Raw genomic sequence first — 25,850 nt, 5'->3', positions numbered from 1 at the left:
CGGACGCCCCGGTCATGAACGTTCATCTGATCGACCTCTCGCCGCTGGTTCAACTGCTGCTGCTGGGCGCGCTGGTGGCCGCCGGGCCGCTGCTCTGGCAAGCCTGGCGGCTGCGCGGCCAGAGCACGCCTGCGCGCCTGCGCGCGCTCACGCTGCTGACGCTGTTCCTGACCTTCGACCTGGTGCTGTTCGGCGCCTACACCCGCTTGACGGACTCCGGCCTCGGCTGCCCCGACTGGCCCGGCTGCTACGGCAGCGCCAGCCCACTGGGCGCGCAGGCCGAGATCACGCAGGCGCAGTCCGCCATGCCCACCGGTCCGGTCACGCACGGCAAGGCCTGGGTCGAGATGGTGCACCGCTATCTCGCCAGCGGCGTGGGCGCGCTGATCACGGTGCTGATGGTCTGGAGCTGGCGCGCCTCGCGCCGCCGCGACCTCCAGGGCAGCGCGGCCGATGGAACAACGAGTGCGATTTCTCCCGCCTGGGCGGCGCTGTGCTTCGTCTGGGTCGTGATGCAGGGCGCGTTCGGCGCCCTCACGGTCACGATGAAGCTCTACCCGGCCATCGTCACCGCCCACCTGCTGGGCGGCATCGGCCTGCTGGCCTTGCTGGCGGTACAGGCGACGCGATATGGCGACGACGCAAAGCGCATCACATTGAGCCCCACGCTACGGCGGGCCGCTGCCGCCGTGCTGGTGCTGGTGATCGCGCAGGCCAGCCTCGGCGGCTGGGTCAGCACCAACTACGCCGTGCTGGCGTGCAGCGACTTTCCCACCTGCCAGGGCGCCTGGTGGCCGGACGCCGATTTCGACGCCGCCTTTCAACTGCGCCGCGAACTGGGCCAGCGCGCCGACGGCAGCACCCTGCCCTTTGCCGCGCTCACCGCCATCCACCTGACGCACCGCATCGCCGCCGTGCTGGTGAGCCTGGCGGTGGTGGCGCTGGCCGTGAGCCTGCGCCGCCACGCCCACCCCAACGCACGCCGCTACGGGCTGGTGCTGGCGCTGCTGCTGCTGTGGCAACTCGCCACCGGCATCTCCAACGTGGTGCTGGACTGGCCGCTGCTGGCAGCTGTTTCGCACACGGGCGGCGCCGCAGTGCTGGTGGCCGTCCTCGCCTCGCTGCTGGCGGCGCACCGCGTCCCGGCGCGTGCTCCTTCTCCTGATACCAAGATGGCGGCCGATCCGGTTCGGCCCCGCCACCCGCTGACCTCATCATGACCGCATCGTCCCCCACCCTCGCTCCGCCGCCAGCCTCGCGCTGGCGCCAGTACTTCGCGCTGACCAAGCCGCGCGTGGTGCAGTTGATCGTCTTCTGCGCCGTCATCGGCATGCTGCTGGCCATTCCCGGCATGCCGCGCTGGACGGACGTGCAGCTCGCGCTGTGGGGCACGCTCGGCATCTGGCTGGTGGCCAGTGCGGCGGCGGCCTTCAACTGCCTGATCGAGCAGCAGATCGACTCGCGCATGAAGCGCACCGCGTGGCGGCCCACCGCCAACGGCGAGCTCAGCCGCACGCAGGCGCTGGTGTTCTCGGCCGTGCTGTGCAGCATCGGCATGGGCGTGCTGTACGTGCTGGTCAATCCGCTGACGGCGTGGCTGACGTTTGCCACTTTCGTCGGCTATGCGGTGATCTACACCGTGGTGCTCAAGCCGCGCACGCCGCAGAACATCGTCATCGGCGGCGCCTCGGGCGCCATGCCGCCGGTGCTGGGCTGGGCCGCGATCACGGGCCACGTCGGCCCCGAGGCGCTGATGCTCTGCCTGATCATCTTCCTGTGGACGCCGCCGCACTTCTGGGCACTCGCGCTCTACCGCGCCGAGGACTACGCCCGCGCCGGCCTGCCGATGCTGCCGGTCACGCACGGCAACGAATTCACGCGGCTGCAGATCCTGCTCTACACCTTCGTGCTGCTGGCGGCCACGCTGCTGCCTTTCGTGCAGGGCATGAGCGGCGGGCTGTATCTGGCGGCGGCCTTCGTGCTCGGCCTGCGCTTCATCTGGTACGCGTGGCGGCTGTGGCGCGAGTACAGCGAAGCGCTGGCGCGCGCGACCTTCCGTTTCTCGATCTGGCACCTGTCGCTGCTGTTCGCGGCGCTGCTGGCCGACCACTATCTGCGAGACCTTCTGCCATGAGCCTTGCCCCCTTCTCGCGCCGCACCGCCCTGACCGGGCTGGCACTGGCCGTCGCCCTGAGCCTGACGGCCTGTGACAAGGCCGCGCCACCGGCGAGCTTCAAGAACCTCGACATCAGCGGGGCCGATTACGCCGGCAAGTTCAGCCTGACCGACGCCAGCGGCCAGCGCCGCAGCCTGGCGGATTTCAAGGGCAAGCTGCCGGTGGTCTTCTTCGGCTACACGCAATGCCCGGACGTCTGCCCGACCACGTTGACGAATCTGGCCGAAACCCAGCGCCTGCTGGGTGCTGATGGTGACAAGCTGGTGGGCGTCTTCATCACGCTCGACCCCGAGCGTGACACGGCCGAACTGCTCAAGGCCTACGTGGACAACTTCAACCCGAACTGGGTCGCGCTGCGCGGCACGGCCGAAGAGACCATGGCGGTGGCCAAGGAGTTCAAGGTCTTCTACCGCAAGGTCGACGGCACGACGCCCACCAGCTACACGATGGACCACACCGCCGCGTCCTACGTGTTCGACACCGAGGGCCGCGTCCGGCTCTACGTGCGCCACAACACGCCACCGGCCGACCTGGCCGCCGACCTGAAAACGCTGCTGGCACAGAAGCCGTAATCAGGCAGTCGCGCAGCACGCCGCTCCCGCAGCGGGCTGCCACTTGTCTCAGCGGCTGGAGAGCGTGTCCCAACGCTCCATCAACTCCAGCAGCGTCTCCTCGATCTTGGCGTGGCGCGTCTGCACCTCGGCAATGCGCGCGGCGCCCTGGGTGTAGAGCTCGCTGCCGGACAGCGCTTCGTTGAGCGTCTGCTGCTCGGCTTCCAGCTGCTCGATGCGCTGGGGGATCTCGTCGAGTTCGCGCTGTTCCTTGTAGCTCAGCTTGCGCTTGGCGCCCGCTGCGGGCGCGGCCGGGGCGGCGACCGCCGGCGCAGCGACCGGGGCCGCGGCAGGCGGCGTCGACTTGGCGGCCTGCTGGTTCTGCTGCGCCTTCAATTGCGCGGCGCGCTGCGACTGGCGCAGCCAGTCTTCGACGCTGCCTTCGTACTCGCGCCAGTGGCCGTCACCCTCGGAGACGATGGTGCTGGTGACCACCGCGTCCAGAAAGCGCCGGTCATGGCTGACCAGGAAGACAGTGCCGTTGTAGGACTGCAGCAGTTCCTCCAGCAGGTCGAGCGTCTCGATGTCGAGGTCGTTGGTCGGCTCGTCGAGCACCAGCACGTTGGCCGGGCGCGCGAACAGGCGCGCCAGCAGCAGGCGGTTGCGCTCGCCGCCCGAGAGCGTCTTGACCGGCGAGTTGGCCCGCGCCGGCGAGAACAGGAAGTCGCTCAAGTAGCTCATGATGTGCTTGCGCGCCCCCCCGATCTCGACCCACTCGCTGCCCGGGCTGATGGTGTCGGCCAGCGTGGCGGTCGGGTCGAGCGCCTCGCGCATCTGGTCGAAATACGCCACCTGGATCTGCGTGCCGAGCTTGACGGTGCCGCTGTCGGGCGCCAGCTGGCCGAGGATGAGCTTGAGCAGCGTGGTCTTGCCGGCGCCGTTGGGGCCGATCAGGCCGACCTTGTCGCCGCGCAGGATGGTGGCGGTGAAGTTGCTCACGATGGCGCGGCCACCGTAGGACTTGCTGGCGTCTTCCAGCTCGGCCACGATCTTGCCGCTGCGCGTGCCGGCGTCCAGGTCGAGCTTGGCGCGGCCGACCACGTCGCGCCGGGCGGCGCGCTGGTCGCGCAGCGCCACCAGCCGATTGATGCGGCTGACGCTGCGGGTGCGGCGCGCTTCCACGCCGCGGCGGATCCAGACCTCTTCCTGCGCCAGCAGCTTGTCGGCGCGGGCGTTGGCCAGCGCTTCGGATTCCAGCTCGCGCAGCTTGGCGGCCTCGAACTGGACGAAGTTGCCCGGGTAGCTGCGCAGCACGCCGCGGTCCAGCTCAAGAATGCGGGTGGCCACGGCGTCCAGGAACGCGCGATCGTGGGTGATGACCAGCAGCGCGCCACGGAAGTTGATCAGCAGCTCCTGCAGCCACAGGATGGCGTCCAGGTCCAGGTGGTTGGTCGGCTCGTCGAGCAGCAGCACGTCGGGCGCGGCCACCAGCGCCTGGGCCAGCGCGACGCGCTTGCGCAGGCCGCCGGAGAGCGCGTCGACCTGCGCCTCGCGCGGCAGTTGCAGGCGTTCGAGCGTTTCGTCGACGCGCTGCTCCCAGGTCCAGCCGTCGAGCGCCTCGATGCGGGTCTGCATCGCGTCCAAATCGTCGCCCTCGGCGTGGGCTTCGTAGCGCTCGCGCAGCGACTTGGCCTCGGCCACGCCCAGGCTCACGGCGTCGAACACCGTCAGGCCGGGCTCGAACACCGCTTCCTGCGGCACGTAGACGCGGCGCAGGCCCTGCTGGACCTGCACCTTGCCGTCGTCGGGCTTGTCCAGTCCGGCCAGGATCTTGAGCAGCGAGGACTTGCCGGTGCCATTGCGGCCGATCAGGCCCAGGCGCTCGCCATCCTCCAGCGACATCGCCGCATGATCAAGCAGGGCCACGTGGCCAAAGGCCAGACAGGCGTCGAGAAGGGTGAGCAGTGCCATGAGCGAACCAGGATCGAGTAATGAAAAAACGCCCGCAACCGAAACCGGCTGGCGGGCGTGGGATCTGTCACCTCATCAGAAGCCGGCCCGGGGCCAGCCTGATGCGGGTGGCGGATTACTTGTAGCGGATGTCGGCGCGGCGGTTCTTGGCCCACGCTGCTTCGTCGCTGCCGGTGGCGGCAGGACGCTCTTCACCGTAGCTGACGGCTTCCATCTGGCCGTCCTTGACGCCCAGCAGCTTGAGTGCCGACACCACGGCTTGTGCACGCTTCTGGCCCAGGGCCAGGTTGTATTCGCGGCTGCCGCGCTCGTCGGCGTTGCCTTCGATCATGACCTTGAGGCTGGGCGCAGAAGCCAGGTACTTGCCATGCAGTTCGGCCACGGCACTGTCTTGCGTGCGGATCACGAACTCGTCGAAGTCAAAGTAGATGCTGCGCTTCTTGGAGATGTCGCTGTTGGCATCCAGGTGGGCGGCCAGCTGGGTGGCAGCCGCCGACGGAGCCGTTGCGGCTTGCGGTGCAGCCGGGGCCGGAGCCTGGGGAGCCGGTGCGGGCGCAGCCACGGGGGCCGGAGCAGCCGCCACAGGAGCCGGTGCCGGCGGGGTGCTGGAGCAGGCGGCCAGAACCAGGGCCATCAGGGTCGCGGAGGTAAGACGCAGCATGTTTATTCCTTATGAAGCCAGAGCGCAAAAACGCAGGACAAGTCGAGAGCAAGAACTGTCGAATAGCAAAAACGAAAATGCCGGACAAAGCAGCTGCTTGTCCAGCAAGACCGACACTTTAGCCGATGAACATGAACGCCATGAGACATCGTTATCACAAATGGCATCAGGGCGTTACTTTGTTACTTTGCGGCGGACCACCGCCAGCAGGGCCAGCAGTGCGGCACCCCACAACGGCCACAGGCCCCAGCGGCCCGCCCAGCGGGCAAATGGCGTGAGGCCGGTGCGCCCCTCGGCCTGCCCCACCAGCACGCCCTGACGGTGCGGTGCGAGCTGGTCGGTGACACGGCCCCGGTGGTCGATGATGACGGTCGCGCCCGTGTTGGTGGCGCGCAGCATGGGCCGCTGCAACTCCAGCGCCCGCAGGCGCGAGATCTGCAGGTGCTGATCGACCGCCACCGTCTCGCCAAACCAGCCGATGTTGCTGACGTTGGCCAGCACCGTGGGCGCACGCGCTTCGTCGATGAAGCGGGCAGCCAACTCCTCGCCGAACAGGTCTTCGTAGCAGATGTTGGGCGCGACCCGCTGGCCGGCCACGGCAAACGAGGGTGGCGCCAGCGGGCCGCGCGAGAAGTCGCCCAGCGGCATCTGCATCAGGGTGACAAACCAGCGGAAGCCCCAGGGAATGAACTCGCCGAACGGCACCAGATGGTGCTTGTCATAGCGATACGCCGGCTGGCCCGGCGCCAGCCCGGCTGCGGCGTTGGTGTAGCCGGACTCGAAGTCGCCCAGCGGCACGCCGATCAGCGCATGCGTGCGACCCTGGCTGAAGCGCTGCTCCAGCGCCGCCCACAGACCCTGCGGCAGCTGGTCGGGCAACAGCGGAATGGCGGTCTCGGGGGCGATGACCAGATCGGTCTGCGCCGCCTGCAGCGCCCGCACATGCCAGGTGAGCGTGGCGGGCAGGTGCGAGGGGTCGAACTTCTCGTCCTGCGCCACATTGCCCTGCAGCAGCGTGACGCTGAGCGAGCCGGCCGGCGCGGTGAAATCAGTTCCTCGCCCGGCGGGCAGCAGCCCTAGACCCACGAGGATGACGACCGATATCGCAGGCCTCAACACACCCGCCGCACCGCGCCGCAGCCACAGCGCGCGCAAACCCGCCGCGACCGGCACGCTCAACGCGGCCGCTGCCGCGCCCATGCCGTAGACGCCCGCCCAGGGCGCCAGCAGCGCCAGCGGGCCATCGACGTGGGCGTAGCCGCTCGCACCCCACGGAAAACCGGTGAAGATCTGGCCGCGCAGCAATTCGGACGCCAGCCACAGCGCCGCCCACAGCAGCGCGTCCCAGCCAGGATGGCCCCGCCGCCAGCGCACGAACAGCACCGCCGCCAACACCACCACCAGCGCCAGCGCTGCGGCCAGCGCCAGCACGGCCAGGGCCGCCAGCCAGGCCGGCAGCTGGCCGTAGCGATGCATGCTGATGAACAGCCACCAGAAGGTCGACGCCAGCCAGGTCGTGCCGAACAGCGCGCCGATCCAGGCGGCCTGGCGCGGGGTGCGGAGGTGGTCCGCGCCACCCGACAGCAGCGCCACCAGCAGCGCCAGCGCCAGCACTTGCAGGGCGCCGCATGGCGTGGGCGCCAGCGACAGCGCGTGCAGCCCGCCCGCCAGCACGGACAGCGTCAGCGTGGCCCACCAGGCACCCCGGGCACGCACCGGCGCACCGGCCCTCACGGCCGCCGCGTCACTCACCCGCCGCCTGGAGCGTTGCGCGCGTGACCTTGAACCAGCGCACGGCGCCGCCGCGCGTGAGCATGACGCTGAAGCGCAGCCCGCCCACATCGACCGATTCGCCCCGGCGCGGCACGCGGCCCAGCTCATGGGCGATCAGGCCGCCAATGGTGTCGAAGCCGTCCAGCGGCAGGTCGACGGCGAAGTTCTGGTTGACCGCGCTGATGTCGGCGTCGCCCGCCACGCGCTGGCTGCCGTCGGCCAGGGTGTAGATGCCGGACTCGCCGTCCTTGTCGTCGAACTCGTCCTCGATCTCGCCGACGATTTCCTCAAGCACGTCCTCGATGGTGATCATGCCGGCGAGCCGGCCGAACTCGTCGACCACCAGCGCCAGGTGGTTGCGGTTGGCGCGGAAGTCGCGCAGCAACTCGTTGAGGTTCTTCGATTCGGGCACGAACAGCGGCGGCCGCAGCAGGGTGCGCAGGTTGAGGTCCGGCGCCCGGTGCAGCTTGAGCAGATCCTTGGTCAGCAGGATGCCGATGATGTTCTCGCGCTCGCCCTCGTAGACCGGGAATCGCGAGTGGCCGGTGCTGATCACCAGGCCGAGCAGTTGGTCATAGGGCGCGGCGATGTCGAGCAGGTCGATGCGTGGGGCGGCGACCATCGCGTCACCGGCGCTCAACTCGGCCATGCGGATCACGCCTTCGAGCATGGCGCGCGATTCGGGGCCGATCAGCTCACGGTGCTCGGCGTCGGCCAGGGACTCGATCAGCTCGTCGGTGGAATCGGGGCCGGGGGAGAGGAACTCGACCACGCGCTCGAACAGCGTGCGGCGGTCGGTGGGGCGCGCACGGCCTCCATCACGAGGGGTGCGCGGGCCAGACTGGGGTTCGGACACGGCGGGGTGCCTGAAGTTGAGAGACAAGAAGAATACCGCAAGCACTGTCGCAGCCATGTGACGGCCCGGCGGGCTGTCTTGACAGCGCGCCGGGCTTGACTGACAGTCATCCACCCCCATATCGCGGGGTTGCGACCTCAGAAAGCATTTGCACCATGTCTACCGGCCTGATCCCCGTCACCATCCTCACCGGCTTTCTCGGCTCGGGCAAGACCACGCTGCTCAAGCGCGTGCTGTCCGAGGCCCATGGCCAGAAGATCGCCGTGATCGAGAACGAATTCGGCGAAGAGAACATCGACAACGAGATCCTGGTAGCCGATACCCAGGAACAGATCATCCAGATGAACAACGGCTGCATCTGCTGCAGCATCCGCGAAGACCTGCGCTCGACGCTGGCCGACCTGGCCGCCAAGCGCCGCAAGGGCGAGTTGAGCTTCGACCGCGTGGTGATCGAGACCACCGGCTTGGCCGACCCCGGCCCGGTGGCGCAGACCTTCTTCATGGACGACGAGGTGGCCGAGAGCTTCCTGCTCGACTCCATCCTGACCCTGGTGGACGCCAAGCACGCCGGCCAGCAGCTCGACACCCGCCAGGAAGCGCGCCGCCAGGTGGGCTTTGCCGACCTGATCTTCATCAGCAAGACCGATCTGGTCGACGCGGCCACGGTGGATGCACTGGCGCACCGCCTCAAGCACATGAACCCGCGCGCACCGCAACACCGCGTGCACTTCGGCGAGGTGCCGATTGCCGACGTGTTCGACCTGCGCGGCTTCAACCTCAACGCCAAGCTGGAAATCGACCCCGAGTTCCTGAGCGCCGCCGACGACCACGGACACGATCACGACCACCATGATCACGACCACGAACATGGCGAGCACTGCGACCACCCGCACCACCACGTGCACGACGACGACGTGAAATCGTTCGTCTTCCGCGCCAGCCGGGCCTTCAATCCGGCCAAGCTCGAAGACTTCCTGGGCAGCGTGGTGGAGATCTACGGCCCGCGCCTGCTGCGCTACAAGGGCGTGCTCTACATGAAGGGCACCGAGCGCAAGGTGATCTTCCAGGGCGTGCACCAGCTGATGGGCAGCGACCTCGGCCCGCAGTGGCTCAGCGGCGAAGAACGCGGCAGCAAGATGGTTTTCATCGGCATCGACCTGCCGCGCGAGGTATTTCAGCAAGGACTGGAGCAGTGCCTGATCTGAGTCAAAAACGCCAGCCCGCCCCCGCCGGGGACGTGGCTACAATCCGCGCGCTCAAACCGGCAACCGACCTGGGTGCCACGACAGTGGGCCGGCGGCGCCGGACCCGACTACACGCAGGCGCCCGGGGGCCAACCGCCCCCGCATACAAGAACAACGCCCCCGGTTCGCGCCCACGACCTCCAACCTGTCAGTCACTCGAGTCGCCCCATGTCCAAGACAGATACACCACGCGCCCCCAACAAGGCTGACCCGAAACTCGTCAACGCCTGGAAGACCAAGTCCGGCGCCGAGATGAACGACGCCGAGCTGTTGTCCATGCCCGAAACCGAGTACATGAACGACAAGCAGCTCGAGTTCTTCCGCGTGCGCCTGAAGCAGCAGAAGGATGATCTGCTGGCCAACGCCGGCGAGACCACCGAGCACCTGCGCGAAGACACCACCATCGTCCCTGACCCGGCCGACCGCGCCACCATCGAGGAAGAGCACGCGCTGGAACTGCGCACCCGCGACCGCGAGCGCAAGCTGCTCAAGAAGATCACGCAATCGCTGAGCCGGATTGAATCGGGCGAATACGGCTATTGCGACGAAACCGGCGAGCCGATCGGCCTGGGCCGCCTGCTGGCGCGACCCACCGCTACACTGTCGCTAGAGGCGCAGCAGCGCAGGGAACTCAAGCAAAAGTTGTTCGGCGACTGAGCCCTGTCCGCGCCGCCACCCCCACTCTTCGGTGCGGCACGGGACCGTCTTCATGACTGACTTCAAGGACTCCTCACCCAAGAGCGGTTTTTTCCGCAAGGTGGTGCGCTTCGCGCTAAATCCCACCACCGACTGGGCCGACCTCAACAGCACCGGCGGCGCGCTGCGTGAGAACGACGAGGCCAAGAGCGAGCTCAAGGCCATGATCGAGCGCAAGCGTCGCAACGACTTCGTGCGCAAGCGCGAACTCGACATGCTGCGCAAGATCCGCCGCGACGGCCTGACCGGCGAAGGCCTGGCCGGGCTGGAGGGCCTCTCGCACCTGGACGACTCCGAAGTGCGTGTGGGCGACAGCCGTGACGCCAAGCCCGACAGCGACGTCAAGGACAAGATCGACGCCATCGAACGCCAGATGTCGGTCGAAACCGGCGCCGCCCTGGCCAAGCGCGGCAGCGCCGTGATGCGGGCTTCGGCGCCCGCCATGTCCGACTCCTTCTTCAGCGCCACGACCGCACCGCAGGTCATGTCCGCCGCCACGCCCGACGCCTTCAAGCCGACGACGCCGATGGACATGCTCGACCTCCGGTCCGCAGCTGCCGCGCCGCTGCCCGAGCCGGTCACCCGCAGCGCGCCCGTCAAGCCAGTCCCGGCCGTTTCGCCGCTGTACGGCGGCGGCGACTCCAACGCCTTTGCGGTCGAAGTGACCGAGCTGGCGCATGACCCTGACCTGGACGAGGCGGTGATCGCCTTCGCCAACGCCGACTTCGAGCAGTGCGAGCGCACGCTGGTCGGCCTGGTCAGTCCGGGCGGTGCCCGCTCGCAGCACAGCGAAACATGGCTGGCGCTGTTCGACCTGTACCGCGCCACCGGCCAGCAGGCCAAGTTCGACGCGCTGGCGATGGACTACGTGCAGCGCTTCGGCTGGTCGCCGCCGCAGTGGTATTCGCTGCCCAAGCTGGTGGCCAAGGCCGCCGAGGACAAGGCCGCCGGCAGCCGCCCGAGCCGCATGGGCCACATCGACGGCGCCGTGGGCTGGATCGCGCCGGAGCTGATCGAGATCGAGACCATCACGCAGCTGCGCTCGCAGCTGCTGCAAATGCCGCTGCCGTGGGTGCTGGACTGGCGCCACGCCCGCCGCATCGACGCGCAGGCCTGCACCGCGCTGAACCGGCTGCTGCAGGACTGGGCCGACGAGTCCATCGACATGAGCTGGGTCGGCGGCGAGAAGTTCTTCGCGCTGCTGTCCGAGCAGGCGCCCACCGGCATGAAGGACGTCGATCCGGCCTTCTGGCTGCTGCGCCTGGAGGCGCTGCGCCTGGCCAACCGGCCGGTCGACTTCGACCAGGTCGCCATCGACTACTGCCTGACCTACGAGGTCTCGCCGCCGTCATGGAGCCCGGCGCGCTGCACGCTGCGCATCTCCAGCGGCACCGGCGTCACGGTGGCCACGCCCAATGCGCTGTCGCTGGTCAACAGCGGCTTTGCCGAATCCGAGCCTTGCGACGAAAGCGTGCCGGCCGTCGCCAAGGTCGAACTGTCCGGCCAACTGGTCGGCGACATCGGCCCGCTGCTCAAGCAACTCGACGGCCAGATCGGCACCTCGGGGATGATCCAGGTGTCGTGCGAGCGGCTGATCCGCATCGACTTCATCGCCGCCGGCGACCTGCTCAACTGGGTGCTGACGCGCCGTGGCGAGAACCTGTCGGTGCACTTCACCGACGCGCACCGGCTGGTGGCGCTGTTCTGCGGCGCGATGGGCATCACCGAGCACGCCCGCGTCACCGTCCGCAACGTCTGACTTCACGCGCCGGCCTCGGGCTGGCGCACTCACAAGGTACCGCATGGAATCGTTTCACGGCACGACCATCCTGAGCGTGCGACGCGGCAACGTGGTCGCCATGGGCGGCGACGGCCAGGTCACGCTCGGCCACATCGTCATCAAGTCGACCGCGCGCAAGGTGCGCAAGCTGCACCGCGACCAGGTGCTGGCGGGCTTTGCCGGCGCCACCGCCGACGCGTTCACGCTGTTCGAGCGCTTCGAGGCCAAGCTCGAAAAACACCAGGGCCACCTGGTGCGCGCCGCCGTCGAACTGACGCGCGACTGGCGCACCGACCGCGTGCTGCGCAAGCTCGAAGCCATGCTGGCGGTGGCCGACCGCAGCGCCTCGCTCATCATCACCGGCAACGGCGATGTGCTGGAGCCTGAGCACGGCATCGTCGCCATCGGCTCCGGCGGCGCCTACGCCCAGGCGGCGGCCCGCGCGCTGATCCAGCACACCGAGATGGCGCCGGCCGACGTGATCAAGCGCTCGCTCGAAATTGCCGGCGACCTCTGCATCTACACCAACCAATCGCACACGATCGAGACCCTGGACTGAGAGCTGGACCGACCATGACCATGACGCCCCAGGAGATCGTCTCCGAACTCGACCGCCACATCGTCGGCCAGAACGCCGCCAAACGCGCCGTCGCCATCGCGCTGCGCAACCGCTGGCGGCGCCAGCAGGTCGACGAGAAGCTGCGCGGCGAGATCACGCCCAAGAACATCCTCATGATCGGCCCGACCGGCGTCGGCAAGACCGAGATCGCCCGCCGGCTGGCCCGGCTGGCGGACGCGCCCTTCATCAAGGTCGAGGCGACCAAGTTCACCGAAGTGGGCTACGTCGGCAAGGACGTCGACAGCATCATCCGCGACCTGGTCGAGAGCGCCATCAAGCAGGAGCGCGAGCGCCAGACCGTGCAGATGCGCGTGCGAGCCGAAGACGCCGCCGAGGAACGCATCCTCGACGTGCTGATTCCGCCCGCCCGTGGTGCGGCGCGCCATGACTTCGGCTTTGTCGAGCCGGTCGCCCCCGCAGCCGAAAGCACCGCGCGCCAGGTCATGCGCAAGCGCTTGCGCGAAGGCACGCTCGACGACAAGGAAATCGAGCTCGACCTGGCCGTGGCCGCCCCGACGCTCGAAGTCATGGGCCCGCAGGGCATGGAAGAGATGGCCGAGCAGCTCAAGGGCCTGTTCTCGCAGATGGGCCAGGGCAAGCGCCAGACGCGCAAGGTCACCATCGCCGAGGCGCGCCGCCTGCTGCTCGACGAAGAGGCGCAGCGCCTGGTCAACGAGGACGACGTCAAGACCCGCGCCATTCGAGCCACCGAGCAGAACGGCATCGTCTTCATCGACGAGATCGACAAGGTCGCCAGCCGCAGCGACAGTGGCAGCGGCCCCGAGGTCTCGCGCCAGGGCGTGCAGCGCGACCTGCTGCCACTGGTCGAGGGCACGACCGTGACCACCAAGCACGGGCTGGTGCGCACCGACCACATCCTGTTCATCGCCTCGGGCGCCTTCCACCTGACCAAGCCGAGCGACCTGATCCCCGAATTGCAGGGCCGCTTCCCGATCCGGGTCGAGCTGCAGGCGCTGTCGGTGGCCGACTTCGAAGCCATCCTCAACAGCACCCACGCCAGCCTGATCAAGCAGTACCAGGCGCTGCTGGCCACCGAGGGCGTGCAGCTCGACTTCGGCGCCGATGCGGTGCACCGGCTGGCGCAGATCGCGTTCGACGTGAACGAGCGCACCGAGAACATCGGCGCGCGACGTCTGGCGACGGTGATGGAGCGGCTGCTCGATGAGATCAGCTTCGACGCGCCCGGCCTGAGCGGCAGCACCGTGGCGGTGGACGCGGCGATGGTCGACGGCAAGCTGACCGAGCTGGCGCGCAACGAAGACCTGTCGCGCTACGTGCTCTGAGGCACCGCGCCAGAAGCCCGCTGCCCCATGGACCCCCGGCCCGCCGAACAGCCTGACGCGCAGATCGAGGATCTGTACGCGCTGCTCGACAGCACCGACCTGTTGATGGCCTACCACGAGGCGGACGAGTTGCGCTGCCTCGTTGCCAACCGGGCCTACGCGCATGCGTTCGGCCACGATGTGGTGACCATCCACGGCCGCACGCTGGCCGAGTTGCTGGGGCTGGAGTCGATGCGGCACATCCAGCCGCTGCTGAGCCAGGTGCTGGCCGGCGGCCAACTGGTGCGCCACGAAATGCGGCTCAGGCTGCCCGAAAACCGCGACCTGTGGGCCGAGCTGACGCTGCATCCGCTGGCCGATGCCGCCGGGCAGCTGCAGGGCCTGTTCGTGCAGATTGCCGACCTGACGCGCCACCACGACACCGAGCGGGCACTGCTCGAATCCGAAGAACGCCTCGCGCGCTTCATGCAGGCCAGCGTCGAAGGCATCCTGTTCCACCACGAAGGCCACATCACCGACGCCAACCCCGCCGCCTGCACGCTGCTGGGCTACACCGTGCATGAGCTGATGGGCCGGCTGGCGCTGGAGCTCATCGCGCCCGAGCAGCGCACCCGCGTCTCGCACCTGTGGGCTGACGGGGTCGAGTTGAGCTTCGAGTCCTGCGTGCTGCACCGCGACGGCGAGCGCATTCCGGTCGAGCTGATCGAACGCGGCCCGCTGCGGCAGGCCCAGGCGCTGCGCATGATCGTGCTGCGCGACCTGCGCGACCGCCACGCGGCCCAGGCGCGGCTGCACTACATGGCGCACCACGACACGCTCACCGGCCTGCCCAACCGGCAGGCCTTCATGGCGCAGCTGGAACACATGATGGTCGCCGGCCGCGCCGCGGGCACCCAGCTGGCGCTGCTGTTCATCGATCTGGACCACTTCAAGCGCGTCAACGAATCGATGGGCCACGCCGCCGGCGACGCGCTGCTCAAGACCGTGGCGCGCCGCATCCACGAACAGGTGCGCAGCACCGACCGGCTGGCGCGCTTTGGCGCCGATGAGTTCATGGTGCTGCTGCCGGGCGTGCGCGACACCGCCGACGTGAGCCAGGTCGCCCGCAAGCTGCTGACCGTGGTGGCCGCGCCGCTCGATGTGCAGGGCCAGCCGATCTCGGTCACGCCGTCGATCGGCATTGCGCTGTTTCCGCGCGACGGCGTCACGCCCGAGGTGCTGATCAAGCACGCCGACGCCGCCATGCACGTCGCCAAGTCGCAGGGCCGCGCCACGCTGACCTACTTCGATCAGGCGGTGGTCGACTCGGCCTACGCCAACCTGGTGCTTGAAGGCGAACTCGGCCACGCCATTGCACACCATGAATTTGCGCTGCACTTCCAGCCGCAGGTGCGCGGCAGCGACGGCCAGCCGGTGGGCGTGGAGGCGCTGATCCGCTGGCAGCACCCCGAGCGCGGTCTGCTCAAGCCCGACGAGTTCATCGCGCTGGCCGAGCAGCACCGGCTGATCGTGCCCATCAGCGCCTGGGTGCTGCAGGAGGCGGCGCGCCACGCCCAGCGCTGGCACGCCGCCGGCCTGGCGCTGACGGTGGCCGTCAACCTGTCGGCGCTGCAGTTCGAGGCGCCGGACTTCATCGCCTCCATCGAGCTGCTGCTGCACGACACCGCCCTGCCGCGCGGCTGGCTGGAGCTGGAGCTGACCGAGCGCATGCTGATGGACAACGTGCCCGCCGTGCGCGAGCGCCTGTTCCGGCTGCGCGCGCTCGGCGTCAGGCTGTCGGTGGACGACTTCGGCACCGGCTATTCATCGCTGGCGCAGCTGCGCCACCTGCCGATCGACAAGCTCAAGATCGACCGCAGCTTCGTGCACGACCTGCCGGGCGACCGCGATGCCACGGCGATCGCCAGCGCCATCATCAGCCTCGCGCACGGCCTGGGGCTGACGGTGGTGGCCGAGGGCGTGGAGACCGAGGCCCAGCGCCAGTACCTGATCGCGCAGGGCTGCCACCAGCTGCAGGGCATGGGCATCAGCGCGCCGCTGAATGCGGCCGACCTGCAGGCGTGGATTGCCGGGCGCAAACCCGTCGACAAACAGGCCGGCCCATAAGCCGGCTCAGAGCAGCCCGGCAGCCTCGCGTTCGGCGGCGATCTTCAGCAGGCCGTCAAACACCAGCGTGTCGACCAGCTCGACCGGCCGGCGCGTGATCGGTGCGAGCTTGACCGCCGCGCCACCCGACATGAAGACCCGCGCCGACAGGCCGCAGCGCCCGCTCAGCTGGTCGTGCATGCGCTCGACCGCGCCGGCAATGCCGAAGGCGCCGCCGCTCATCAGCGCGTCGCTGGTGTTGAGGGGGAAATCGCGCACCTCGCCGGTGGGCACGCGCAGGCCGGCGGTGCCGGACTCCAGCGCCTTGAGCATCAGGCCGAAGCCCGGCAGGATCAGCCCGCCCAGGAAGTGGCCTTCGGCATCCAGTGCGTCGACGGTGACCGCCGTGCCCACCATCACCACCACCGCCGGCCCGGGCGTGCCGCTGGCCAGCACCCGCTGGCGCGCGCCGACCAGCGCCAGCCAGCGGTCGGTGCCGAGGCGGCCCGGGTGCTCGTAGCCATTGACCACGCCGCCGCCATAAGCGTCAGACGCCAGCCAGCGCGGCTCCAGGTCCCAGAGTTCGAGTTGCTCCTCGACCCGCCGCCGCACCGCCTGACCCGCCACCACGCAGCCCAGCATCGCGGTGGGATGCGGCAGGTGCGCCCATTCGCGCTCGGCCAGCTGGTCGATGTTTTCCAGAAATACCGCGCCATGCGCCAGCAACGCCGCGCCCGGACAGGGGGCGCTGTAGAGGCTCCATTTGAGCCGGGTGTTGCCGATGTCCAGGGCGAGGAAACTCATGCAGGTTCAGCTCAGGCAGGGCCGCACCCGGTGTGGCGGTGCGGCAGTCGATCAGAAGGTGAGGGGGCGGAGTCTACGACTCGATCAGCCTCTCGACCCGCCGCAGGAGCTGATTTGCCGCCTCGGCCTCCAGCAGCCGGCTGAGGCGGACCTGCACCTCGGGCAGCAGCTGCCGCAATTCAGTCCGGCTGCGCACCCGGCGCAAGCGCAGCAACGTGACGATGGCGCTGACCGGTGCGACCGCGCGCAGCGTCTGCGACAGCAACTCGCGCGCCTCGGCCAGACCGGTGTCGATCTGGTCCAGCCCCATCAGCTCGGTGTTGCCCAAGGGCATGCCGGGGCCGAGGGTGTCGCCGGCCTCTGCGTCACTCCCGGCTCTGGACGACCAGGCGGCGGGCGGCGGTTGCACCACGTCCACGGCGCAGGGCATGGGCCGGGTCATCACGATCAGGCCCAGCGCGATCAGCTCATCGACATAGGCCTTGGACACACCGGCCTGCGCGCCCAGCCGCACCACCTCGTCGAGCGGGCGCTGGCCGTCGACCAGCAGCAACACCGCACGGTGGCGTTGCGACAGCCGCTGCCCACCGGCGACCAGTTCGGCGTGGCCGGCCACGGTCTTGCATGGAATCCTCACGCGAGCACCTCTGGGTGTAGCCTGGCGCGCGGACCTCAAGGGCGACCCGTGAAACGCACCAAATGAGGAATTGTGCGCGCTTTTGGGGCACGTCCGGGTCGGCTGCCGCCCCGCTCACGCTCAGGCCGCGCGGGCCTCGACGTGCGCCTGCTTGTGATACAGGAACTCCAGCACGGCCTCCCGGCTTTGCAGGTAGTCGGTGTTGTGCGCCATCTCCAGGCGCGGGCGGAACTGCTCGCGGATCGGCGGCAGCGGCACGCGGTGCACCTCGCCGATGGTGGCGGCCGGGCCGTTGGTGAGCATGACGATGCGGTCGCTCAGCAGCACGGCTTCGTCGACGTCGTGCGTCACCATCATCACGGTCGAGCCGGTGGTGGCAACGATCTTCATCAGCTCGTCCTGCAGCTTGGCGCGCGTGAGCGCATCGAGCGCACCGAAGGGCTCGTCCATCAGCAGCATCTTGGGCTCCATGGCCAGCGCCCGGGCGATGCCCACGCGCTGCTTCATGCCGCCGGAGATCTCACCCGGGCGCTTGTCGCGGGCGTGGCTCAGGCCGACCAATTCCAGCGCGTTCTGTGCCCGCACGCGCAGCTGCACCTTCTTCTCGTCGGCGCCGAACACGCGCTCGACCGCCAGGTAGACGTTCTCCAGGCACGTCATCCACGGCAGCAGGGAGTGGTTCTGGAACACCACCGCGCGCTCCGGGCCGGGGCCGCGCAGTTCACGGTCTTCGAGCAGCAGCACGCCGCTGGTCGGCGTGGTCAGGCCGGCCACCAGGTTCAGCAGCGTCGACTTGCCGCAGCCGGAGTGGCCGATCAGCGAGATGAACTCGCCGCGCGCCACATCCAGGTTCACATCGCGCAGCGCCACGAAGGTGCCCTGCTTGGTCGGGAAGGACATGCCGACGTTCTCGATGCGCAGGAAACGCGCGCTGCGCTCGTCCAGGGTGCGGTGGGCGGAAGTGCTCATGATGGAAGTCCTTTGCAGCCAGATCAGTTGTAGTCAAAGCGACGGGCAATCCAGACCAGCAGCGCTTCCAGCGCCAGGCCCACGCCACCGATGATGAAGATCGCGATCAGGATGTGCGCCACGTTGAGGTTGTTCCACTCGTCCCACAGCCAGAAGCCGATGCCCTGGCCGCCGGTCAGCATCTCGGCCGCCACGATCACCAGCCACGCCGTGCCGACCGCCAGCCGCACGCCGGTCAGCATGTAGGGCAGCACGGCGGGGAACAGGATCTTGCGCATCACCGTCCATTCGCTCAGGTTGAGCACGCGGGCGACGTTGAGGTAGTCCTGCGGCACCTGGCGCACGCCCACCGCAGTGTTGATCACCATCGGCCAGATCGAGCAGATGAAGATCGTCCAGATCGCCGCCGGGTTGGCGGCCTTGAACACCATCAGCCCGATCGGCAGCCAGGCCAGCGGCGACACCGGCCGCAGCAGGCTGATGAGCGGCTCCAGCATCTGGTTGAGGAAGTTGAAGCGCCCGATCATGAAACCGAGCGGAATCCCCACCAGCGCCGCCAGCCCGAAGCCCAGCCCGACGCGCTTCAACGACGACAGGATGTTCCAGCCGATGCCCTGGTCGTTCGGGCCCTTGATGTAGAACGGGTCCGAGAACAGCTCCACCGCCGAATGCCACACCGGCACCGGCCCGGGCAGCTGCTTGTCGCCGGTCTGCGAGATCACCTGCCAGACCAGCAGCAGCATGACGAAGCCCAGCACTGGCGCCAGCAAGCGCGTCAGCGTGCGGCGGCGCTGGGCACGCGCCATCGCGGCCGACTGCTCCTTCAACTTGATCTGCACGTCGGTCAGCGGGGCCGCGCCGGGCACGGCGGACGACAGCGCCTTGACCGGCGACGTGTCGGCGGGGCTGGCGGCGGCAGCCGTCGTCAGGGGCATGGTGGTGGCGTTCATCGAAGGCTCCTGCGGGCGGCCGGGTCAGGCCGCCTTGATCTTGAAACTGGCGGCGTACTTGGCGGGGTCCTTGCCGTCCCAGACCGTGCCGTCCATGAGCTTGGCACTGCGCAAGTCGGACTTGGGCACGTTGACCTTGAGCTGAGTGGCAGCCTCCTTGTAGAGCGCCGTCTTGTTGATGGCGCGGGCCACGCCCAGATAGTCGATCTCGCCCTTGGCCAGGCCCCAGCGCTTGTGCTGGGTCAGGAACCACATGCCATCCGACAGGTAGGGGTAGTTGACCGCGCCGTCGTTGAAGAACTTCATGGCGTTCGGGTCGTCCCAGGTCTTGCCCAGGCCGTTCTGATAGCGGCCCAGGATGCGCTGGTTGATCGCGTCCACCGAGGTGTTGATGTAGGACTTCTCGGCCACCACGTCGGCCATCTTCAGCTTGTTCTGCAGGCTGGCGTCGATCCAGCGGCCGGCCTCCAGAATGGCCATGATCGCGGCGCGCGCGCTGTTGGGGTTCTTGGTGACGAACTCGTTGGTGGCGCCCAGCACCTTCTCGGGATGGTCTTTCCAGATGTCCTGGGTGGTGATGGCGGTGATGCCGATGCCGTCCATGATGGCGCGGTGGTTCCACGGCTCGCCGACGCAGAAGCCATCCATATTGCCCACGCGCATGTTGGCCACCATCTGCGGCGGCGGCACGGTGATGACCTTGGCGTCCGTCATCGGGTTGATGCCGTTGGCCGCCATCCAGTAGTACAGCCACATCGCGTGGGTGCCGGTCGGGAAGGTCTGCGCGAAGGTGTACTCGCGCGGCTCGGCCTTCATCAGCTTGGCCAGACCCGCGCCGTCGACCGCGCCCTTGTCGGCGAGCTTCTTCGACAGCGAGATCGCCTGGCCGTTGTTGTTGAGCGTCATCAGCACGGCCATGTCCTTCTTGGCGCCACCGATACCCAGATGCACGCCGTAGACCAGGCCGTAGAGCACGTGCGCAGCGTCCAGCTCACCGTTGACGAGCTTGTCGCGCACGGCGGCCCAAGAGGCTTCCTTGCTGAGCACGAACTTGACGCCGTACTTCTCGTCGAACTTCAACACCGAGGCCATCACCACCGACGCGCAGTCGGTCAGCGGGATGAAGCCGATGCGGATCTCCTTCTTTTCGGGCGCGTCCGAGCCGGCGGCCCAGGCCGTGCCGGCGAGTCCGGTAGAACCCACTGCGGCCAGCGCAGCGGCTTGCTGCAGGGCTTGGCGGCGTGCAGGGTTGAAAAAACCGTCGTGCTGACTCATGGCTTCACTCCAAAAAAAGACGGCGTCACGATCGAGATCCGGCGCCTGGCATGCGCCAGAACGACCGGGACGATCGGACGCCGTTGTCCAAAAATGTCCCACCTAGTGAGACCGCATCGCTGAGGCCTCGTGTCTACCTATGCAGGCACCGTGCCAGCTTTTCCAGCCTCTGCGCATGGCAGCCCTGCACCCCGGTGGCGCCGCTCCCGGCGCACCAAGCACACGCATCGACTCCCGGAAAACCGCGCCTGGATGGTGCGCCGCAGCATTGCTGGTGCATGCACGCCGCAATGGCACGCCAGATCAGGCCAAGTACCAAGTGACGTTTACGTCAACGTCAATCAGAATCACCCGGAATCGACTGGAGCCCCACATGACCGACCTCAGCGCCGACTACCAGGCCCTTGCCAACTATCGCCCGACCCACAAGGTGCGCTTCGTCACCGCCGCCAGCCTGTTCGACGGCCACGACGCTTCGATCAACATCATGCGGCGCATCCTGCAGGGCATGGGCAGCGAGGTGATCCACCTCGGCCACAACCGCTCGGTCGACGAAGTCGTCACCGCCGCGCTGCAAGAAGACGTGCAGGGCATCGCGGTCAGCTCTTACCAGGGCGGCCACGTCGAGTACTTCAAGTACATGGTCGAGTTGCTGCGCGCGCGCGGCGGCGAGCACATCCAGGTCTTCGGCGGCGGTGGCGGCGTGATCGTGCCGGCCGAAATCCGCGAACTGCAGGCCCACGGCGTGCGCATCTTCAGCCCCGAAGACGGCCAGCGCATGGGCCTGGCCGGCATGATCGGCGAGATGGTCATGCGCTGCGACCGCAGCCTCTCCGACCACGCGCCCACCGACCTGGGCGCGCTGCAAGGCCACACCGAAGCCGCCTGGCGCGCACTGGCCCAACTCATCACCGCCGTGGAAAACGGCCAGGCCGACGCCGCGCTGCTCGGCCAGATGCGCGAGGCCGCCCCAGCCCGCACCACGCCCGTGCTCGGCATCACCGGCACCGGCGGCGCCGGCAAATCCAGCCTGACCGACGAGTTGATCCGCCGCTTCCGGCTCGACCAGGACGACGCGCTGCGCATCGCCGTCATCAGCATCGACCCCAGCCGGCGCAAGAGCGGCGGCGCGCTGCTGGGCGACCGCATCCGCATGAATGCGATTGCGCCGTGGCAGCAAGGCCCGCGCGTCTACATGCGCTCGCTGGCGACGCGCGACACCGGCTCGGAAATCTCTGCCGCCCTGCCCGACGTGCTGGCCGCCACAAAACTGGCCGGCTTCGACCTGATCATTGTCGAAACCTCCGGCATCGGCCAGGGCGACGCGGCCATCGTGCCGCACGTCGATATTCCGATGTACGTCATGACGCCCGAATTCGGCGCCGCCAGCCAGCTCGAAAAAATCGACATGCTGGACTTTGCCGAATTTGTCGCCATCAATAAATTCGACCGCAAGGGCGCCGCCGACGCGCAGCGCGACGTCGCCAAACAGGTGCAGCGCAACCGCGAAGCCTTCACCGTCATGCCCGACCAGATGCCGGTGTTCGGCACCATGGCCAGCCGCTTCAATGACGACGGCGTCACCGCGCTCTATCAGGCCCTGAAACCCCGCCTGGCCGAATGCGGCCTGACCTTGCGCGAAGGCCGCCTGCCGCTGGTGCATACCCGCCACAGCACGCACCAAACCCCCATCGTGCCGGTCGGCCGCACCCGTTATCTGGCCGAAATCACCGACACCGTGCGCGGCTACAAGGCCCGCACGCAAAAACAGGCCCGCCTCGCGCGCGAGATTCAGCAACTGCGCGCCAGCGCCCAGATGCTGCAACTCGACAACCCCAACAAGACCCGTGGCGTCAACACCCTGACCGAATTGGCCGAGCAGCGCGAAACCCAGCTCGACCCCAGCGCCCGCAAACTGCTGGCCCTGTGGCCGGAAATGCAGCGCGCCTACGCCGGTGACGACTACGTCGTGAAAATCCGCGACAAGGAACTGCGCACGCGCCTGATTCACACCACGCTCAGCGGCAGCAAGATCCGCAAGGTCGCCCTGCCCCAATATGAAGACCACGGCGAACTGCTGAAATGGCTGATGCTGGAAAACGTGCCCGGCAGTTTTCCGTATACCGCCGGCGTTTTTGCCTTCAAGCGCGAAGGCGAAGATCCCACGCGCATGTTTGCCGGCGAAGGCGACGCCTTCCGCACCAACCGCCGCTTCAAACTCGTCAGCGAAGGCATGCCGGCCAAGCGCCTGAGCACCGCCTTTGATTCGGTCACGCTCTACGGCGCCGATCCGGCACCGCGCCCCGATATTTACGGCAAGGTCGGCAACGCCGGCGTCAGCATTGCCACGCTCGACGATTTGAAGGTGCTTTACTCAGGCTTCGATCTCTGCTCGCCGAGCACCAGCGTCAGCATGACCATCAACGGCCCGGCGCCCAGCATTCTGGCCATGTTCATGAACACCGCCATCGATCAGCAGCTGGATAAATTCCTGACCGACAACGGCCGCCCGCCTACCGACACCGAAGCCGCCAAGATCCGCGAATGGGTGCTGGCCAACGTGCGCGGCACCGTGCAGGCCGATATCCTGAAAGAAGACCAGGGCCAGAACACCTGCATCTTCTCGACCGAATTCAGCCTCAAGGTCATGGGCGATATCGCCGAATACTTTGTGCACCACGACGTGCGCAATTTCTACTCGGTATCGATTTCGGGCTATCACATCGCCGAAGCTGGCGCCAACCCGATCAGCCAACTCGCCTTCACGCTCAGCAACGGCTTCACCTTTGTGGAAGCTTATCTGGCGCGCGGCATGCATATCGATGATTTCGCGCCCAACCTGAGTTTCTTCTTCAGCAACGGCATGGACCCGGAATACACCGTGCTCGGCCGCGTCGCCCGCCGCATCTGGGCCGTGGCCATGAAAGAGAAATACGGCGCCAACGAACGCAGCCAGAAACTCAAATATCACATTCAAACGTCTGGCCGCAGCCTGCACGCGCAGGAGATCCAGTTCAACGACATCCGCACCACGCTGCAGGCGCTGATTGCCGCCTACGACAACTGCAATTCCCTGCACACCAATGCGTTTGATGAGGCCATCACCACGCCCACCGAAGAATCGGTGCGCCGCGCCATGGCGATCCAGCTCATCATCAACCGCGAATGGGGCCTGGCGAAAAACGAAAACCCGAACCAGGGCGCCTTCATCATCGATGAACTGACCGAGCTGGTCGAGGAAGCCGTGCTGGCCGAATTCGAGAAAATCGCCGACCGCGGCGGCGTCCTGGGCGCGATGGAAACCGGTTATCAGCGCAGCAAGATTCAGGAAGAATCCATGCACTACGAGATGCTCAAGCACACCGGCGAATACCCCATCATCGGCGTCAACACCTTCCGCAACCCGCACGGCGACGAAGCCACCGGGCCGCTCGAACTGGCGCGCTCGACCGAAGAAGAAAAGCAGTCCCAGCTGTCACGCCTGAGCGATTTCCACCACCGCAACGCCGAGGCGTCACCCGCGATGCTGCAACGCCTTCAGCAGGCGGTGATCGACAACGGCAATGTGTTCGAGGTGCTGATGGACGCCGTGCGCGTCTGCAGTCTGGGGCAGATCACGAATGCATTGTTCGAGGTGGGGGGGCAGTACCGGCGCAGCATGTGAGGCGCGCAAGCACCGCCAGACCCGCAGATCAGCCCTCACTCCCGCCGCCAAACCCCCGCCAGCGCCCCCAGTTTCTGCCGCAGCGTCAACCGCTCATCCGACACCGCGTCCAGGAAATCCGACAGGCGCTTGGACTTGACCATGGTGTAGAAGGTCAGCGCGGTGGTGAAGAGACCGACCCCGGCGAAGACCAGGGCGCGTTGCCAGAGCGGCGCGTCGGCTTCGGCCAGCAGGTTCATGCCGAGGAAGCCGGTGGTGATGGTGCCGATCAGGCCGAAGATGGTGACCACCGTCAGGCGCACCACGGTGTTGGCCTGGCGGCGCAGGCTGTCGGCGTCGAGGTAGCCGTTCATGTCGGCGATGCGTTCCTTGACCTCGGAGTAGAGCGGGTCGACCCCCAGGTGGCCGGTGGTGAGGTGGAACAGCGCGCGCACGTGGGGCTGCTCGGAAACCTCGTGGAACCAGTAGCGGTGGGTGAAGCGCAGGAAGCCTTCGAAGCTGGCGCGGATGGCGCGCTTGAAGCGGCGCACGCTGGCGGCGTCGCCGACGTGCAGGCCCTTGAGCGCCTCGACCAGCCGGTCGCTGAACATCAGCAGCGCGGCTTTCTGGAAGTGGGCGATCAGGAAGACCAGGAAGTGCTGGTGGCGGAACTGGGCCAGCACGCCGCGGTCGCGGCAGCCGTAGAACTCGGCGCTGGCGTCGCCCACCACGACCAGCGCGTGGCCGCTGCACAGATAACGCGTGTGGGGCGCGGCGCCGGACGGGGTCCAGAAGCGGTCGTAGCAGTGGCGCGCCTCGAAGTCGGCCAGATGGGTGTCGCTGGCCTGCGCTTCCACGCCGCCCGCGCCGGTGACAAGCGCCAGGCGCACGAAGTCCTGCCGCGACAGGTCCTGCGGCCGGTCGAGCGCCAGGAAGGCCATCATGGGCATGCGGTAGTACTCGATCTGGCGGAAGCGCAGCAGGCCAGGCTCGTCGGAGTGGTCGCTGACCAGTGGGTGCAGCACGTGCGCCCAGTGGCTGGCGATGCGCGGGGCGCGGTGTTCGGCCACGTGTGACAGGAAGGCTTCGCGCTGGTGGGCGTCCGACGCCGCCACCACGCGGCCGGCGGCATCGAGCCATTCGGCACTGGCCAGGCAGTGCAGCGCCTGGCCGCTGGCGTCCCAGCCCGACGGGTAGGCGCGGCCGCAGCGGTACATCAGCTCCTGCGCCTGGGCCAGCGGCAGGTCGTGGGCCGCGACTTCGACGTTGAGCAGCACCACGTCGACATCGAAGAAGAAGTACAGGTCGAGGTGGACGATGTCGAGCGTGACGGGCGCGTCCTGCGGCCGGGTGCGCACGCGGATCTGGGCGATATCGTGGCGGCGGAAGATGCGCATGGGCGAGTCGGCATCCCCCCGGCGTACATCACCCGGGCGAGCGTCGGTGCGGGCCTCGCCGCGCTGCGAGCGGCCCTCGCCATACAGGAAGCGCTGCACCACGGGCAGGAAGGCGACGAACTCGTTGTAGTGGCGCTCGTGGAAGCGGTCGCCCTCGCCGGTGTATTCGTCGACCACCTCGCGCCAGGGTGTGGCGTCACCCATGTCGCGCAGCACGCGCCAGGGCCGGGCGTGGGCCTCGGCCTGGCCGCCGGGGCCGGGCACCGGCATCAGGCGCAACGGCCACAGCAGCACCTGGCGCAGTTGGCGCACCAGAACGGGGGAATCGGCGGCGTCAAGGGCGGGAGGGTGCGTGTCGCTGGGCATGCAAACGAGTGTAGGCAAGCGGCTGAGCCTGTCACCCCTCGCCTACGCGCATACCAGAGCCGCGAAGTTGTGGCCTAATTCAGCCCTTCGAAA

General features: G+C 67.9%; 20 protein-coding genes. 10 read left to right on the top strand and 10 right to left on the bottom strand.

The features are described from left to right. Window positions 1-14 precede the first annotated feature (14 nt). The 3 genes from AC5IG3_RS00965 to AC5IG3_RS00955 are packed head-to-tail and all read left to right on the top strand — an operon-like array spanning window position 15 to window position 2,748. Entirely contained in the window at window positions 15-1,220 is a 1,206-nt protein-coding gene (locus AC5IG3_RS00965; RefSeq protein ID WP_491896947.1) for a COX15/CtaA family protein, read from the top strand. Further along, window positions 1,217-2,134, top strand: a complete 918-nt coding sequence (cyoE, locus tag AC5IG3_RS00960) for a heme o synthase (RefSeq protein WP_491896946.1) — start codon at window positions 1,217-1,219, stop codon at window positions 2,132-2,134. The genes AC5IG3_RS00965 and cyoE overlap by 4 nt, the downstream gene beginning before the upstream one ends. After that, complete coding sequence (locus AC5IG3_RS00955; protein WP_491896945.1) at window positions 2,131-2,748, top strand: SCO family protein; 618 nt, start codon at window positions 2,131-2,133, stop codon at window positions 2,746-2,748. The genes cyoE and AC5IG3_RS00955 overlap by 4 nt, the downstream gene beginning before the upstream one ends. Before the next feature lie 48 nt (window positions 2,749-2,796). Here AC5IG3_RS00955 and AC5IG3_RS00950 read toward each other — a convergent pair whose 3' ends face one another. The 4 genes from AC5IG3_RS00950 to AC5IG3_RS00935 all read right to left on the bottom strand — a co-directional run bounded on the left by AC5IG3_RS00950 (window position 2,797) and on the right by AC5IG3_RS00935 (window position 7,988). Continuing rightward, complete coding sequence (locus AC5IG3_RS00950) at window positions 2,797-4,698, bottom strand: ATP-binding cassette domain-containing protein (RefSeq protein WP_491896944.1); 1,902 nt, start codon at window positions 4,696-4,698, stop codon at window positions 2,797-2,799. Window positions 4,699-4,813: 115 nt separating this feature from the next. Continuing rightward, window positions 4,814-5,359, bottom strand: a complete 546-nt coding sequence (gene pal / locus AC5IG3_RS00945) for a peptidoglycan-associated lipoprotein Pal (RefSeq protein ID WP_491896943.1) — start codon at window positions 5,357-5,359, stop codon at window positions 4,814-4,816. Window positions 5,360-5,533: 174 nt separating this feature from the next. Next, entirely contained in the window at window positions 5,534-7,093 is a 1,560-nt protein-coding gene (gene lnt / locus AC5IG3_RS00940; protein ID WP_491896942.1) for an apolipoprotein N-acyltransferase, read from the bottom strand. 10 nt (window positions 7,094-7,103) lie between these two features. Beyond that, a complete protein-coding gene (locus AC5IG3_RS00935) occupies window positions 7,104-7,988 on the bottom strand; it encodes a CorC family transporter (protein WP_491896941.1) in 885 nt (294 codons plus the stop codon). A gap of 155 nt (window positions 7,989-8,143) precedes the next feature. Between AC5IG3_RS00935 and AC5IG3_RS00930 the strand changes: the two genes are divergently transcribed. The 6 genes from AC5IG3_RS00930 (at window position 8,144) to AC5IG3_RS00905 (ending at window position 15,737) form a co-directional block, all read left to right on the top strand. Further along, window positions 8,144-9,193, top strand: a complete 1,050-nt coding sequence (locus AC5IG3_RS00930) for a CobW family GTP-binding protein (RefSeq protein ID WP_491896940.1) — start codon at window positions 8,144-8,146, stop codon at window positions 9,191-9,193. Window positions 9,194-9,265: 72 nt separating this feature from the next. After that, entirely contained in the window at window positions 9,266-9,889 is a 624-nt protein-coding gene (gene dksA, locus AC5IG3_RS00925) for an RNA polymerase-binding protein DksA (RefSeq protein ID WP_491896939.1), read from the top strand. Between the two features lie 52 nt (window positions 9,890-9,941). After that, window positions 9,942-11,687: a hypothetical protein gene (locus AC5IG3_RS00920; RefSeq protein WP_491896938.1), complete on the top strand. Its 1,746-nt coding sequence runs from the start codon at window positions 9,942-9,944 to the stop codon at window positions 11,685-11,687. Window positions 11,688-11,730: 43 nt separating this feature from the next. Next, window positions 11,731-12,267 carry an ATP-dependent protease subunit HslV gene (hslV, locus tag AC5IG3_RS00915; RefSeq protein WP_491896937.1) on the top strand — a complete coding sequence of 179 codons (537 nt, stop codon included), beginning with the start codon at window positions 11,731-11,733 and terminating at the stop codon, window positions 12,265-12,267. 14 nt (window positions 12,268-12,281) lie between these two features. Beyond that, window positions 12,282-13,631, top strand: coding sequence for an ATP-dependent protease ATPase subunit HslU (gene hslU / locus AC5IG3_RS00910; RefSeq protein WP_491896936.1), 1,350 nt, complete (start codon window positions 12,282-12,284; stop codon window positions 13,629-13,631). Window positions 13,632-13,658: 27 nt separating this feature from the next. Continuing rightward, window positions 13,659-15,737, top strand: coding sequence for a putative bifunctional diguanylate cyclase/phosphodiesterase (locus tag AC5IG3_RS00905; RefSeq protein WP_491896935.1), 2,079 nt, complete (start codon window positions 13,659-13,661; stop codon window positions 15,735-15,737). Between the two features lie 6 nt (window positions 15,738-15,743). On the opposite strand, the gene AC5IG3_RS00900 is transcribed toward AC5IG3_RS00905, so the two are convergent. The 5 genes from AC5IG3_RS00900 to AC5IG3_RS00880 form a co-directional block, all read right to left on the bottom strand. Beyond that, on the bottom strand, window positions 15,744-16,520 hold the full coding sequence (locus AC5IG3_RS00900; RefSeq protein ID WP_491896934.1) for a type III pantothenate kinase: 777 nt from the start codon (window positions 16,518-16,520) through the stop codon (window positions 15,744-15,746). Window positions 16,521-16,593: 73 nt separating this feature from the next. Next, the gene (locus tag AC5IG3_RS00895) at window positions 16,594-17,157 is read right to left on the bottom strand and encodes a hypothetical protein (RefSeq protein WP_491896933.1); all 564 of its coding nucleotides are present in this window, start codon (window positions 17,155-17,157) and stop codon (window positions 16,594-16,596) included. Between the two features lie 120 nt (window positions 17,158-17,277). Further along, the gene (locus AC5IG3_RS00890; protein WP_491896932.1) at window positions 17,278-18,126 is read right to left on the bottom strand and encodes an ABC transporter ATP-binding protein; all 849 of its coding nucleotides are present in this window, start codon (window positions 18,124-18,126) and stop codon (window positions 17,278-17,280) included. A gap of 23 nt (window positions 18,127-18,149) precedes the next feature. Continuing rightward, window positions 18,150-19,076 carry a nitrate ABC transporter permease gene (gene ntrB, locus AC5IG3_RS00885; protein ID WP_491896931.1) on the bottom strand — a complete coding sequence of 309 codons (927 nt, stop codon included), beginning with the start codon at window positions 19,074-19,076 and terminating at the stop codon, window positions 18,150-18,152. A gap of 24 nt (window positions 19,077-19,100) precedes the next feature. Further along, entirely contained in the window at window positions 19,101-20,351 is a 1,251-nt protein-coding gene (locus AC5IG3_RS00880) for a CmpA/NrtA family ABC transporter substrate-binding protein (protein WP_491896930.1), read from the bottom strand. Between the two features lie 373 nt (window positions 20,352-20,724). On the opposite strand from AC5IG3_RS00880, the gene icmF reads away from it, so the two are divergent. Beyond that, window positions 20,725-24,015 (top strand): fused isobutyryl-CoA mutase/GTPase IcmF, encoded by a 3,291-nt coding sequence (gene icmF / locus AC5IG3_RS00875; RefSeq protein WP_491896929.1) that lies wholly within the window; start codon window positions 20,725-20,727, stop codon window positions 24,013-24,015. A 35-nt stretch (window positions 24,016-24,050) separates the two neighbouring features. Here icmF and AC5IG3_RS00870 read toward each other — a convergent pair whose 3' ends face one another. Then, window positions 24,051-25,757 (bottom strand): hypothetical protein, encoded by a 1,707-nt coding sequence (locus AC5IG3_RS00870; protein WP_491896928.1) that lies wholly within the window; start codon window positions 25,755-25,757, stop codon window positions 24,051-24,053. Between the last annotated feature and the right edge of the window lie 93 nt (window positions 25,758-25,850).

The sequence above is a fragment of the Leptothrix sp. (in: b-proteobacteria) genome, assembly GCF_965250675.1.
In the GTDB taxonomy this organism is placed as follows: Bacteria; Pseudomonadota; Gammaproteobacteria; order Burkholderiales; family Burkholderiaceae_C; genus Sphaerotilus.
The sequence above is the reverse complement of the archived record's forward strand: the minus strand, read 5'-3'. Positions and strand labels throughout refer to the sequence as shown.

Excerpts from the sequence above, each read along its gene's own strand:
- AC5IG3_RS00965 (WP_491896947.1), top strand. The coding sequence starts at position 15 with ATGAACGTTCATCTGATCGACCTCTCGCCGCTGGTTCAACTGCTGCTG.
- cyoE (WP_491896946.1), top strand. The coding sequence starts at position 1,217 with ATGACCGCATCGTCCCCCACCCTCGCTCCGCCGCCAGCCTCGCGCTGG.
- AC5IG3_RS00955 (WP_491896945.1), top strand. The coding sequence starts at position 2,131 with ATGAGCCTTGCCCCCTTCTCGCGCCGCACCGCCCTGACCGGGCTGGCA.
- AC5IG3_RS00950 (WP_491896944.1), bottom strand. The coding sequence starts at position 4,698 with ATGGCACTGCTCACCCTTCTCGACGCCTGTCTGGCCTTTGGCCACGTG.
- pal (WP_491896943.1), bottom strand. The coding sequence starts at position 5,359 with ATGCTGCGTCTTACCTCCGCGACCCTGATGGCCCTGGTTCTGGCCGCC.
- AC5IG3_RS00930 (WP_491896940.1), top strand. The coding sequence starts at position 8,144 with ATGTCTACCGGCCTGATCCCCGTCACCATCCTCACCGGCTTTCTCGGC.
- AC5IG3_RS00920 (WP_491896938.1), top strand. The coding sequence starts at position 9,942 with ATGACTGACTTCAAGGACTCCTCACCCAAGAGCGGTTTTTTCCGCAAG.
- hslV (WP_491896937.1), top strand. The coding sequence starts at position 11,731 with ATGGAATCGTTTCACGGCACGACCATCCTGAGCGTGCGACGCGGCAAC.
- hslU (WP_491896936.1), top strand. The coding sequence starts at position 12,282 with ATGACCATGACGCCCCAGGAGATCGTCTCCGAACTCGACCGCCACATC.
- AC5IG3_RS00905 (WP_491896935.1), top strand. The coding sequence starts at position 13,659 with ATGGACCCCCGGCCCGCCGAACAGCCTGACGCGCAGATCGAGGATCTG.
- AC5IG3_RS00900 (WP_491896934.1), bottom strand. The coding sequence starts at position 16,520 with ATGAGTTTCCTCGCCCTGGACATCGGCAACACCCGGCTCAAATGGAGC.
- AC5IG3_RS00890 (WP_491896932.1), bottom strand. The coding sequence starts at position 18,126 with ATGAGCACTTCCGCCCACCGCACCCTGGACGAGCGCAGCGCGCGTTTC.
- ntrB (WP_491896931.1), bottom strand. The coding sequence starts at position 19,076 with ATGAACGCCACCACCATGCCCCTGACGACGGCTGCCGCCGCCAGCCCC.
- AC5IG3_RS00880 (WP_491896930.1), bottom strand. The coding sequence starts at position 20,351 with ATGAGTCAGCACGACGGTTTTTTCAACCCTGCACGCCGCCAAGCCCTG.
- icmF (WP_491896929.1), top strand. The coding sequence starts at position 20,725 with ATGACCGACCTCAGCGCCGACTACCAGGCCCTTGCCAACTATCGCCCG.
- AC5IG3_RS00870 (WP_491896928.1), bottom strand. The coding sequence starts at position 25,757 with ATGCCCAGCGACACGCACCCTCCCGCCCTTGACGCCGCCGATTCCCCC.